The 12806-nt window shown below is 69.1% G+C and carries 10 protein-coding genes; 5 read left to right on the forward strand and 5 right to left on the reverse strand.

What is annotated here, in order from left to right; translation table 11 throughout:
- Positions 1-97: 97 nt before the first annotated feature.
- Positions 98-1300 (reverse strand): acyl-CoA dehydrogenase family protein, encoded by a 1203-nt coding sequence (locus BST17_RS21335; protein WP_083060903.1) that lies wholly within the window; start codon positions 1298-1300, stop codon positions 98-100.
- A gap of 113 nt (positions 1301-1413) precedes the next feature.
- Between BST17_RS21335 and BST17_RS21340 the strand changes: the two genes are divergently transcribed.
- Entirely contained in the window at positions 1414-2652 is a 1239-nt protein-coding gene (locus BST17_RS21340) for an alpha/beta fold hydrolase (protein ID WP_083060904.1), read from the forward strand.
- On the opposite strand, the gene BST17_RS21345 is transcribed toward BST17_RS21340, so the two are convergent.
- From BST17_RS21345 to BST17_RS21360, 4 genes are read right to left on the reverse strand one after another with little or no spacing between them, the layout of a single operon-like run.
- The gene (locus BST17_RS21345; RefSeq protein WP_083060905.1) at positions 2642-4306 is read right to left on the reverse strand and encodes an oligopeptide ABC transporter substrate-binding protein OppA; all 1665 of its coding nucleotides are present in this window, start codon (positions 4304-4306) and stop codon (positions 2642-2644) included. The genes BST17_RS21340 and BST17_RS21345 overlap by 11 nt on opposite strands.
- An 11-nt stretch (positions 4307-4317) precedes the next feature.
- Positions 4318-6150: an oligopeptide ABC transporter ATP-binding protein OppD gene (locus BST17_RS21350; protein WP_083060906.1), complete on the reverse strand. Its 1833-nt coding sequence runs from the start codon at positions 6148-6150 to the stop codon at positions 4318-4320.
- Positions 6147-7040: an oligopeptide ABC transporter permease OppC gene (locus tag BST17_RS21355; RefSeq protein ID WP_083060907.1), complete on the reverse strand. Its 894-nt coding sequence runs from the start codon at positions 7038-7040 to the stop codon at positions 6147-6149. Before BST17_RS21355 ends, BST17_RS21350 begins: the two co-directional genes overlap by 4 nt.
- Positions 7037-8014, reverse strand: a complete 978-nt coding sequence (locus tag BST17_RS21360) for an oligopeptide ABC transporter permease OppB (RefSeq protein WP_083060908.1) — start codon at positions 8012-8014, stop codon at positions 7037-7039. Before BST17_RS21360 ends, BST17_RS21355 begins: the two co-directional genes overlap by 4 nt.
- Before the next feature lie 267 nt (positions 8015-8281).
- On the opposite strand from BST17_RS21360, the gene BST17_RS21365 reads away from it, so the two are divergent.
- Genes BST17_RS21365 through BST17_RS21380 form a run of 4 tightly spaced genes read left to right on the forward strand, consistent with a single transcriptional unit; the run spans position 8282 to position 12792 of the window.
- Complete coding sequence (locus tag BST17_RS21365) at positions 8282-8491, forward strand: hypothetical protein (RefSeq protein ID WP_083060909.1); 210 nt, start codon at positions 8282-8284, stop codon at positions 8489-8491.
- Positions 8492-8550: 59 nt separating this feature from the next.
- Positions 8551-9315 (forward strand): response regulator transcription factor, encoded by a 765-nt coding sequence (locus BST17_RS21370; RefSeq protein ID WP_083060910.1) that lies wholly within the window; start codon positions 8551-8553, stop codon positions 9313-9315.
- The gene (locus BST17_RS21375) at positions 9312-10892 is read left to right on the forward strand and encodes a sensor histidine kinase (RefSeq protein WP_083060911.1); all 1581 of its coding nucleotides are present in this window, start codon (positions 9312-9314) and stop codon (positions 10890-10892) included. The genes BST17_RS21370 and BST17_RS21375 overlap by 4 nt, the downstream gene beginning before the upstream one ends.
- 43 nt (positions 10893-10935) lie before the next feature.
- A complete protein-coding gene (locus BST17_RS21380; protein WP_083060912.1) occupies positions 10936-12792 on the forward strand; it encodes a glycosyltransferase family 39 protein in 1857 nt (618 codons plus the stop codon).
- Positions 12793-12806: the final 14 nt, after the last annotated feature.

Raw genomic sequence — 12806 nt, forward strand, 5'->3', positions numbered from 1 at the left:
GGGGGGGGCTGTGGGCGCCATCTTTTTGTGGTGTGTGGGGCCCCCCCCCCCCCCCCCCCCCGGGGGCCCCCGCCACAGATCGCAGGGGGTTGAGGGGTCAGAAGTACGCGTTGGCCGGCAGCGCGGTGCCGTGCAGCAGGTTCTGGCCGACCGCGCGGGCCTTCAACCCGACCGGGTTGTGCAGGGTGATGGTGCGGATGTTGCGCCAGTGCCGGTCCAGGTTGCGTTGCCGGCTCGACGCGCTGGCTCCACCCAATTCGAGTAGCCGGGTGGCCGCCACCGGGGCGATGTCGTCGAGGTGCACCTTGACCTTGGCGACCCGCAGCTGCGCCTCGGTCGCCAGCGCGGCGTCCGGCACCCCGTCGACCTCGGACTCGGTGGCCGCCCCGATGGCCTCGGCGGCGTCCAGGACGGCGGTCCGCGCCACGTAGGCGGTGCTGGCCAGTTCACCGAGCTGGCGCTGCAGCAGCGGATCGTCGGTGGGGCGCTCGGCCAGCGCGTGGCTGAAGCTGCGCTCCCGGGACCGCAGCAACGCCACCCCGTCGTCGACCACGTTGGCCAGCACCCCGGCCACCACGGCGTGGATATAGAGCTGCAGCGACGCATACTGCACCGTCGGTGTCGGTTCCGCGTCGTACGGGCTGTCGCTGAGCAGCTCGTCGGCGGCCACCGCGACGCCGGAGAACGTGGTGGTGCCGGTGCCGGTGCGGCGCTGCCCGAAGCCGTCCCAGTCGTCGATGATCTTCACCCCGGGCCGGTCGGCGGGCACCACCACGGTCGCCACCGAGTCGTGATCGGTGGTGGCGGTGGTGGTCAGGTAGTCGGCGAACAGGGTGCCGGTGCTGTAGTACTTCTCCCCGTCGAGCCGGAAGCCACCATCCGGGCCGGGCAGCAGTCGGGTGTTGAACACCAGGCTGCCGACGGCGTTGCTGCCCTTCTCGCTGAAGGCATTGCCGAAGATCTTGCCCGCCGATGCCAGGTCCAGCCACTTGCGTGACTGCGAACGCAGCCGCTCCTCGACGAACCAGAAGTGCGCCCGGAAGATATGCGCCACAATCGGATCCGCCTGGGCGACATCGATCACCGCCGAAAATAGCTGGGGCACAGTCAGACCTGCACCGCCGAGCTCCCTGGGCAGCCGCAGGGTGCCGAACCCGGCCCGCTTCAGCGCAGCCACCTGGTCAAAGGGGTTCTCGTCGTTGCGGTCCCGGTCGGCTGCTCCGGATGCGATGCCACTGAGCAGGTCCGTCCACTCCGGGGTCCCGGGCAGGATGCGGTGGGTGTTCTCCACGGTCGTCATGGCTTCAGTACTACCGACGGACCGGGCCCACCCGCACTGCTTGCGATCACCGCGATCCTGAGAACCGACGCGGGGAACTCTCATCGTGGCTGGGCGGGGCAGAATGAACACCGATGACGACAACCAGGCGACGCCGGGCCCATGACCGGCTGGCCGCACTCCCCGGTGTGCGCCCGGTGCGGCGGCCGGTGCGCGCCGGTTCCGACGAGTGCTTCGACGTGCACTACGTGCGGGCCGGGCGCAAATCCGCCCGGCCCATCGTCGTCATCCCCGGCGGCCCGGGTGCGGCCTCGATCGCCCTGTACCGCGCGTTTCGCCGACACGCCGCCGCCGCGGGCCTGGATGTCATCATGGTCGAGCATCGCGGTATCGGGCTGTCCCGCCAGGACGACACCGGCCAGGATTTGCCGCCGGCGGCCCTGACGGTGGACGCGGTGGTCGACGACATCGCCGCCGTCCTCGACGACGCCGGCGTGGACGCCGCGCACATCTACGGCGCGTCCTACGGCACCTACCTCGCGGCCGGGGTCGGAGTCCGCCACCCGCGCCGGGTGGCCGGCATGGTCCTGGACTCTCCGCTGCTGTCGGCCGACGACATCACCGCGGCCCGGGCCCACGTCCGGCAGGTGCTCTGGGACGGTGAGCCGGGTACCGCGGATCTGGCGGCCAAGATGCGGCAGCTGGTCGACTCCGGCGCCTTCGGACCGACCGCGGTGCTGCGGGCCATCAACCTCTACGAACTGGCCGGACCCGACGTACTGCGCCGCCAGTTGGATCTGCTGCTCGCCGGCCACGACTGGTTGTGGTCGGCCGTCGGCCTCGGGTCGCGGCTGCTGCTGGAGCGTGAGACGGCGTTTCACCATGAGCCCGATCTGGTCGAGCGGATTGCCTACCGGGAGCTGAACTACGGCGCCGTTCCCGACGGCGGACCGCTGGACCCGGCCGTGGCGATGCGCGAGATCGCGCTCGGCGACCCCGATTTCGTCGCCGAGCCCTACGATCTGATCGCGTCCATGCCGAGCTTCGACTGGCCCACCGCCGTGCTCTCCGGCGGTCGCGATCTGACCACGCCCCCCGCGGTGGCCCGCCGGATCGCCGGGCTGATCCCGGCGGCGACGCTGGTGGAACTGCCCACCGCCGGGCACAGCATGCTGGACACCCGGGAGGCGGCCGCGCTGCAGGTCTGCCGGGCGGTCAGCGCCGGACGGACACCCGAACTGGCTTCCCGTGGAACCGAACTCGACGCGCTACCGGCCAATCTGACGGTGCGCCTGCTGGTGCGCAGCGTCGAACTGGCCGCCAGAGCCGAGGCGGTGGTCCCCGACGGGGTGCCCCGGCTGGCTACTTCATGAAGCCGATCGTCGAGTAGTTGATATCGCCGATACCGGTCGGCCCGAAGTTCGCCAGGTTGCTGCGCACCGCCACGTTGCCCGGCGCCTGGAACAGCGGGAGTCCGTGACCTTCGGCCCAGATCATCTGGTCCAGTTCGTTGGCCAGCGCGCGTGCCTTGCCGGGATCCAGTTCGGCCAGGGTCTGCTCGATCTTGGCGTCGATCTCGGGACTGCCCACCTTGCCGTAGTTGCTCTCGCCCTGCGAGGCGTAGATCTGGGTCAGGCTGGCCAGTGGGAAAGCGTCACCGCCCCAGGCGAACTGGGCGATATCGAAGTTGCCGATGGTGACGTACTTCGGGAACAGGTCGCCGCCGGCCGCCGGGACGAGCTCGACGTTGACCCCGATCTGCGCCAGCTGGTTCTGCGCGATCTGCGCCACCGCCCGGGTGCTCTGACCGTCGTAGAACACATTGCGGATCTTGAGCTGGCGGCCGTCCTTCTCCCGGAACTGCCCGTTCAGCGTCCAGCCCAGGGCATCGAGATCGGACTTGGCCGCTTCCGGGTCGAAGGGAATGCTGTTGTCCTGATAGCCCTCCTGGCCGGCCAGGTAGATGTGGTTGTTCAGCGCCGCGGGAGTGTCGGCGAGTCCGCGTTGGGTCACCGCGGCGATCGCCTGGCGGTCCAGGCCCTTGGCGATGGCGGTACGCAGACCGGGGTCGGACAGGATGGCGCCCTCGTTGCCGTTGATCGTGAAGTGATACCAGTTGGGCGCCGGTGCGCGCCGGATGGTGACGCCCGGGGTGCGCCGGGCGTTCTCCAGATCGTCCAGCGAGGCCAGGCCGACGGAGTCCAGCGCATTGTTCTGCAGCGCGGGGATCACCGCCGCGTCATCGAGCACGGTGTAGGTGATCGAGTCCAGCAGCGGGGGCGTACCCCACCATTTCGGGTTGCGGGTCAACACGATCCGCTGCGCGGCACGGTCCACGGTACTGATCATGAACGGCCCGGCCGATACGGACGGGCCGTTGAGGAAGCCCCGGTTGAACGCCTCCGGATCGGCGGTGACCGCTTTGGGCGCCAGCATGGCGTTGCCTGCGAACATGCCGCGCCAGTCGGCGAAGTGCCGGGAGAAGGTGATGACGGCCTGCCGGTCGTCGACGCCCCTGGTGACCGATTCGACCCGCTCGCTGCCGTTCGGCGAGGCGAACAGGAACCGCTTGTCCTTGCCGCTGGTGGCGTTGATCTGGGCGGCCATGTCCTCCCAGGTGATGGGTGAGCCGTCCGACCACACCGCCTTGGGATTGATGGTGTAGGTCACCACCTGTGGATCGGTGCTGGTGAGTTCGACATCGGTGAAGTAGTCGCTGTTGACCGTCATCTCGCCGTCGGGCTTGATGACGAAGGCCCGCGGCAGGGTCGCGCGCAGCATCCGGCCGAGTTCGCCGAGGTTGCCGTCGACGTGCAGATAGTTGAAGTTCGGCGGGAAGCCGGTAAGCGCGAGGCGCAGGTTGCCACCCTGTTGCAAGGTCGGGGGGTCCTGCGGGTTGATATCGGCGGTGGCGCCGATCTCGGCGTTGCCGCCGGCCGAGGGCACCGGGGTGTCCGAACTCGAACAACTGGTCAGGGCCAGCACCGTCACCGACGCGACGGCCAGCAGACGCGAAATCGCACTCATGCGATCCGACTCTAGTGGTGGTCGGGCGTGGGGCGGGGTACCGCCGACAGCAGGCGGCGCGTGTACTCGTGCTGCGGATGCTCGAAGACCTGCTCGCTGTCGCCCTGTTCGACGATGCTGCCCTTGTGCATGACGGCTACCCGGTGCGCCAGGTGGCGTACCACCGACAGGTCGTGGGAGACGAACAGGTATGCCAGACCGAACCGCTCCTGCAGGTCCAGCAGCAGGTTGATGATGCCGGCCTGGATCGACACGTCCAGCGCCGACACCGGCTCGTCGAGGGCCAGGATCTTCGGTTGCAGCGCGAGCGCCCTGGCGATGCCGATGCGTTGCTTCTGACCGCCGGAGAACTCGGCGGGATAGCGGCCGGCGTCCTCGCGGCGCAGCCCGACCAACCCGAGCAACTCGGCGACCCGAGACTGGGTGTCGGCTTTGTCGAAACCATTGGCGCGCAGTGGTTCTGCCAGCACATCGAAGACCGGAAGCCGGGGGTCCAGAGAGGCGACCGGATCCTGGAACACCACCTGCAGATCGCCGCGCATCACCCGCCGCGTGCGGCGGTCCAGGGTCGCGACATCGGTACCGAGGACCTCGATACGACCGGATTCGGGGGTGCCCAGTTCAAGAATTTGGTGCAGGGTCGTCGACTTGCCGGAACCGGATTCGCCGACGATACCCAGGGTGCGCCCCTGCTGTAGCTCGAAGCTGACGCCCGCCACCGCGCGCACCTCACCGATGCGCCTGCGCAGCACCGCACCCTTGGTCAGGGTGTAGGTCTTGGACAGGTCCTGCACCGAGAGCACGGTGTCACCGCCCTCGGCCGGCGGGCCCGTCGGGCTGGTCGACACGCCATATATCTCGGCGGCGCTGCGCCCGGCAACCTGTTCGTGGTTGATGCAGGCGACCTGGTGGCCGGTCGCGATGGTGACCAGTTGCGGTTCGGCGGCGTGGCAGTCGTCGATCGCCAGCGGGCAGCGCGGCGTGAACGGACAGCCGTCGGGTAGCGCGGCCAGCGACGGGGGAGCACCGGGGATGGGCACCAGTCGTTCACCGCGCGGTGCGTCCAGGCGCGGCACCGAACCCAGCAACCCTGCGGTGTAGGGCATCCGACGGTGGCGGTACAGCTCCCGCACGGGGGCCGTCTCGACCGCCCGGCCGGCGTACATCACCAGTGCGCGGTCGGCGAACTCGGCGACCACCCCGAGATCGTGGGTGATGATCAGTACTCCGGCGCCGGTGACATCACGGGCCGTGCGCAGCACGTCGAGGATCTGGGCCTGCACGGTGACGTCGAGTGCCGTGGTGGGCTCGTCGCAGATCAACAGATCGGGGTCGTTGGCGATCGCGATCGCGATGACGACCCGTTGCCGCTCGCCGCCGGACAGTTCGTGCGGGAAGGCCCTTGCGCGCTGCTCGGGCTGGTTGATGCCGACGAGTTCGAGCAGTTCGATCGCCCGGGTGCGGGCCTGGCGGGAACCGATGTCGCGGTGGTGGATTCGGATGGCCTCGGCGATCTGATCCCCGATGGTGTACACCGGGGTGAGCGCCGACATGGGGTCCTGGAACACGGTGCCGATGCGGGCCCCGCGGATCCGCGACATCTGGCTGTCGGGCAGTCCGATCAGTTCGTCGCCCTGCAACCGCACCGACCCGGACACCTCGGCGAACTCGGGCAGCAGCCCGACGACGGCCATCGCGCCGGCGGACTTACCCGCCCCGGATTCCCCGACCAGCGCGACGACCTCGCCGGCGGCGACGGTGTAGGTCAGACCCCGTACGGCCGAAACCGTCTCGGTCTCGCCGGGGAAGTCGACGCACAGATCGCGAACCTCGAGCAGCGTCATCGGGTCCGGGCCTTTCGTCTTCCAGGCCGCGCCGCGGGATCGAGTGCATCACGCAGGCCGTCGCCGACCAGGTTGGCGCACAACACGATCAGCACCAGGACACCCGCGGGGAACAGGAACACCCACGGGAACGTCGTCACCGATCGGGTACCGTCGGCGATCAACGTGCCCAACGACACGTCGGGCGGCTGCACGCCGAAACCGAGGAAGCTCAGCCCGGTTTCGGCCAGGATGGCCAGGCCGACGTTGAGCGCGGTGTCGATGATCAGGATCGACGCCACGTTCGGCACGATGTGGCGAACGATGATCCGCCAGTTCGATACGCCCATATACCGTGCGGCCGCGACGAATTCGCGTTCCCGCAGGCTCATCGTCATACCGCGCACGATGCGCGAGCTGATCATCCAGCTGAACACCGACAGCAGCACGATCAGCCACAGTATGGAGCCCGATTCCCGGGTCAGCGGTGTCACGATCGCGATGAGCAAGAAACTCGGCACCACCAGCAGCAGGTCGACGATCCACATCAGCGTGCGGTCCCGCCAGCCGCCGAAGTACCCGGCGATGGCGCCGACCGTGGCCGCGATGATCGTGGAGATGAAGGCGACGGCCACCCCGATCAACAGCGATTTCTGCATGCCGCGCAGGGTCTGGGCGAGCAGATCCTGTCCGATGGCGTTGGTGCCGAACCAGTGTGTGGTGGTGGGTGGTTGCTGCAGCGCGTAGTAGTCCAGATCGGTGTGGGTGTACGGCAGCAGCGGCGGTAGCGCGAAACAACTCACGAACAGGACGGCGAGTACGACCATGGAGATGACGGCCGGCCGGTTGCGCAGGAAGCGGTGCAGTACCAGGGTGCGCCGGGAGACGAACTGGTAGTCGGTGTCGGTCACGAGACACGCACCCGGGGATCGAGGGCGGCGTAGATGATGTCCGAGAGCAGGCCGGCCAGCAGGATCGTCACACCGGTGAACACCGTGATGGCGACCACGATGTTGGTGTCCTGGGTGGTGATGCCCTGGATGACCCACTCGCCCATCCCGTGCCAGCCGAAGATCTTCTCCACGAACACCGCGCCGGTGAACAGGCCGCCGACGCTGTAGGCGAACAGCGTGGCCATCGGGATCAGGGCGGTGCGCAGCCCGTGTTTGAACAACGCCTGGCGCCTGGTCAGTCCCTTGGCCCGGGCCGTTCTGATGAAGTCCTGGCCCAGTACATCGAGCATCGCGTTGCGCTGGTAGCGGCTGAAGCCGGCGATGGCGGCCAGCGCAAGGGTGAAGGTCGGCAACACCAGATGCTGCAGCCGGTCCACCAATTGGTTCCAGAATCCGCCCACCGCATCCGGGGATGTCTCGCCGGTGTATTCGAAGAGCTGGACGCCCAGCACGGAATTGACTTTCAACGCGCCCAGGATCAGCAGATTGGCCACCACGAAGGTGGGGGCGCTGAGGATCAGCAGTGAGACCACCGTGATGGCCCGGTCGGAGAATCGGTACTGCCGGATCGCGCCCCAGGCGCCGACCACGACGCCGATCACCGTGCCGAGCACCGAGCCGATCAGCACCAGTCGCAGACTCACCCCGATGCGCCGCCACAGTTCGTCGCTGACCGGCTGGCCGGCGACGGTCGTGCCGAAGTCGCCGCGGACCGCGCCGGACACCCAGTCGAGATAGCGGACCGGGATCGGCTTGTCGAGGTTCAACTCGGCGGCCTTGGCGTCGATCACGGCCTGCGGGGGGCGCGGGTTGCGTTCCAGCAGGCTGTCCAGCGGCGAGAAGGTCAGCGAGGTCAACGTGAACGTCAGCACCGACGCCAACGCCAGCAGGATGGCGTAGTTGAGCAGCCGGCGCGCCAGGAAGCGGGTCATGCGGTGGGTCCGCCGCGGTGCTGCATGCGGACAGGTTAGGAGATCAACCCGGTAGGGGCGCGTTGGCCCACGTCCCGGGCGCGGCGTGGGTCGAATGCCGGTCCCGTTCCGGCATCGCTGCCTCGGGTAATCGGCCGACACGGGGGCAGCCGCCCGGGCGGACCGCAAAGACCGGGCGGCCCCCGACCGCTCGGTCTTTCGCCGTCGGGGTCAGCGTTTTACCGGCGTGGTGTTTTCCCGCCGCGGGCGGGGGGTAATCGACCGGGCATGACATCGAACAAAGTGAAGCTGATCTTTGCCAGCGCGGGCGTCGGTGCGGTGCTCGGAATGGCCGGGCTGACGGTCGCCAACACCACCGCCATCGCCGACCCGGCGCTGCCCGAGCCCACGCTGCCGTCGGAGACGTACTCGCCGACTGCCCCGGCGCCGGTCACCACCACGACCACTGACGCCGAGTCCGCCGACTCCGGCGAGTAGACCCTTTCCATAGCCGGCTCACAGGAACGGCACATGCTGCGCCCATCCGGGCGCGAATAATGGAAGGCATGTCCACCTCAGCCGGCGGATCGGCCCACGACGCTCCGGCGCGCGCAGTCATGCGCAGAGCCGACGGTAAGCCGATCCAGGTGCTGGTTGTCGATGACGAGCCGGTGCTCGCTGAATTGGTGTCGATGGCCCTGAGATACGAGGGGTGGGATATCGCCACCGCCGGCGATGGCGCCGGGGCCATCGAACTCGCACGTGACAACCCACCGGACGTCGTGGTGCTCGATGTGATGTTGCCCGATATGAGCGGGCTCGACGTGTTGCGGCGGCTCCGTGAACTGCAGCCGGGGCTGCCGCTGCTGCTGCTCACCGCGAAGGATTCGGTCGAGGACCGGATCGCGGGCCTGACCGCCGGCGGTGACGACTACGTCACCAAGCCCTTCAGTATCGAAGAAGTCGTGTTGCGGTTGCGCGCACTGTTGCGGCGCACCGGCGTCGCCAATGACGCCTCCGACGCGCAGATCGTCGTCGGGGATCTGGTTCTCGACGAGGACAGTCACGAGGTGACGCGCGGCGGCGACCCGATTGTGTTGACTGCCACCGAATTCGAGTTGCTCCGATTCATGATGCGTAACGCCAAGCGCGTTCTGAGCAAGGCCCAGATCTTGGACCGTGTGTGGAGCTACGACTTCGGCGGCCGGTCCAACATCGTCGAGCTGTACGTGTCCTACCTGCGTAAGAAGATCGACAGTGGCCGCGAGCCGATGATCCACACGCTGCGCGGCGCCGGATACGTCCTGCGTCCGCCCCGATGAGCCGAGCGTTCACCCCGCGTGCCTGGTCGCTGGGCACGCGACTGGTGGTCAGCGTGGTCACCCTGCTCGCCGTGGTGTGCCTGACGATCGGGGTGGTCAGCGAGTTTGCGCTGCAACGGTTTCTGATGAGACAGCTGGACAGCCAGGTCGTCGAGGCCGGCAAGCGGTCGGCGGGCATCATGGAATTGCCGCCGTTGCCGCCGCCGATGCGATTGCCGGGGCCGGGACGGCCGCCGATGGCGCCCGGACCGCCGCGGCCGCCCGGATCGGCCGAGCCGGGACCGCCCGGACCGCCTGTACCGCTGCGATTCCGCTTCGACCCCGAAGAGGGTCCGGGCCCGGGCTTCCTCAACGCTCCCGGGCAGGCCATCCACACCGTCGGCGTGGTGACCGGCGCCGGCCGCACCGATGCCGGAGTGATCACCGCCGAGGGTGCCACCGCCGACATCAGCACCGCCGCAACGGCGCAACTGGTGCAGGTGCAGCCGGCCCGGGCCCCGGTCACCCTCAACCTCGACGGGCTGGGCTCCTACCGGGTGCTGGCACTGCACGCCCGGCATGGTCCGCAGACGATCATCGTCGGGTTGCCCACCGCCGTCGTCGACGACACCCTGCTGTGGGTGCTGGTCATGTTCTGCGCCGTGTCGGCCGTTGCGCTCGCCGCCGCCACCATCGTCGGCAGTTGGATCATCCGTCGCCAGATGGCGCCTTTGGAACGGGTTTCGGCGGCGGCACGCGAGGTCGCCGACCTGGATTTGGACACCGGTGAGGTGCGGTTACCGTCGACGATCGTGCCGGTCGACCCGGTCAGCGCCCACACCGAGGTCGGTCAGCTCAGCTCGGCGCTGAACCGGATGTTGGACCGGATCGCCGGGGCGCTGCGCGCTCGGCATGCCAGCGAGACCCGGGTGCGCCAGTTCGTCTCCGATGCCAGCCACGAGTTGCGCACTCCGCTGGCCGCGATCCGCGGCTATACCGAACTGGCCCAACGCAAGAGCGCCGAACTCCCCGATGATGTGGCGCACGCCATGAGTCGGGTCGAATCCGAGACCCGACGGTTGACGACGCTCGTCGAGGACATGTTGCTGCTCGCCCGGCTGGACGAGGGGCGGCCGCTGGAAAGCGCTCCGGTCGATCTGGCCCAGGTGGTGCTCGACGCGGTCAGCGACGCGCACGCCGCCGGCCCCGAACACGAATGGACACTGGAGCTCCCCGACGATCCCGTCCATGTCACCGGTGACCGCGCCAGGCTGCATCAGGTGCTGACCAATCTGCTCACCAACGCCCGGGTGCATACGCCGGCCGGTACGACGGTAACCACCTCGGTGGGGGTCACCGGCACCGGCGAGGTCGTGCTGACCGTCGCCGATGACGGGCCGGGCATCCCGGCATCCCTGCAGCCGGAGGTTTTCGAACGGTTCGCCCGCGGCGACTCGTCGCGATCCCGTCGCGGTGGCAGCACCGGCCTGGGCCTGGCCATCGTCGCCGCCGTGGTCAAGGCCCATCGGGGTCGCCTGGAACTGCGCAGTTCGCCCGGCGACACCCGCTTCGTGGTCACCTTGCCGGCTCATAGCTGACACACAGCAAGGTCAAATCCGGGGCGTAGCAACGGCGGTCAGGATGGCGGTGATGACTGCCGTTCGGACCGTCCGGGAACGCCTCGCCCTCGCCGCCCTGCTGGTGGGCACCGGTGTGCTGTACCTGTGGAACTTGTCGGCCAGCGGGTGGGCCAACAGCTTCTACTCCGCGGCCGTGCAGGCCGGCAGCCAGGACTGGACGGCGCTGTTGTTCGGTTCCAGCGACGCGGCGAACGCCATCACCGTCGACAAGACGCCCGCTGCACTCTGGGTGATGGGCGTGTCGGCACGGGCGTTCGGGTTTTCCTCGTGGTCGGTGCTGGTCCCGCAGGCGGTGATGGGTGTCGCCGCCGTGGCGCTGCTGTACGCATCGGTCCGTCGGGTGACCGGCCCGGCCGCCGCCCTGCTGGCCGGTGCCGCACTGGCGGTCACCCCGGTGGCCACCTTGATGTTCCGGTTCAACAATCCCGACGCCCTGCTGGTGCTGTTGCTGATCGCCGCGGCCTATTGCGTGCAGCGGGCCTGCGAACCCGATGCCGGCCGGTGGTGGTTGGTGGCCGCCGGCGTGCTGGGCGGGTTCGCCTTCCTGGCCAAGATGATGCAGGCGTTCCTCGTGTTACCGGCATTTGCCGCGGCCTATCTGGTGGGAGCGGCCGCCCCGCTGCGGACCCGGCTGGTGCGGCTGGTCGGTGGGCTGGCCGCGCTGGTGGTGTCCGGGGGTTGGTACCTGGTGCTGGTCGAAGTGTGGCCCACCGCCGACCGGCCGTATATCGGTGGCTCCCAACACAACAGCATCGTCGAGCTCGCCCTCGGATACAACGGGGTGAGCAGGCTGACCGGGGCGCAGGCCGGCGGGTTGGGCAACCTCAACTTCGACGCCGGCTGGGACCGGTTGTTCGGGACCGGCATGGGCGCCGAGATCGCCTGGCTGCTGCCCGCGGCGCTGATCGGGGCGGTCGCCGGTTTCGTGATCCGCGGCCGCGCCGACCGCACCGACCCGGCGCGGGCGGCGCTGATCCTGTGGGGCGGCTGGCTGGTGGTGACGGCCGCGGTGTTCAGCTTCGCCAACGGCATCGTGCACTCCTACTACACCATCGCGCTGGCACCGGCGGTCGCGGCGTGCGCGGCGATCGGGGCGGACCTGCTGTGGCGCCATCGCACCGCACAGTGGTGCGCGCTGACGCTGGCCGCCATCGTGTCGGCGACGGCCGGCCTGGCCTTCGTCCTGCTGGCGAGACGGCCGGATTGGTTGCCGTGGCTGCGCTGGGTGATCGTGGTGGCCGGCGCGCTGGCGGCGGTGCTGCTGATGGCGTGCACCCTCGCCCGGGTGGCCGCCATGCTGGCGCTGGTGTGTGCGCTCGTCGGGCCCGTCGCATACTCCGTCGCCACCGCGGCCACACCGCATACCGGGGCGATCCCGTCGGTGGGGCCGGCACATTCCGGTCCGCCGTTCGGTGGCGCATTCCCGGGTCCGCCACCGGGCGGGCCCCGCGACGGCGGTCCCGGCCGCGGCGGTCCACCGCCGTTCGGGGGTGGGTTGCTCGACGCCCCGGAGCCGACCGCCGATCTGATCGCGCTGCTGGTCGACGGCGCGGCCGACTACACCTGGCCGGCAGCCGTGGTGGGCTCCAACAATGCAGCCGGATATCAGCTGGCCGCCGATGTCCCGGTGATGGCCGTGGGTGGTTTCAACGGAACCGATCCCGCGCCCACCCTGGAGGAGTTCACCCGGCTGGTGGCCGAGGGGCGGATCCACTACTTCATCGACGCCCACATCATGGGTGGTCGCGGTGACCACGCGGGCAGCCACGACGCCGCCGACATCGCCGCATGGGTGCGGGCCAACTACCCGCCGATCACCGTCGGGGCCACCGTGATCTACGACCTGACGGAGTCATAGCGTGCGCACAGGTC

The organism is Mycolicibacterium bacteremicum (assembly GCF_002086115.1).
GTDB classification, from domain to species: Bacteria; Actinomycetota; Actinomycetes; order Mycobacteriales; family Mycobacteriaceae; genus Mycobacterium; species Mycobacterium bacteremicum.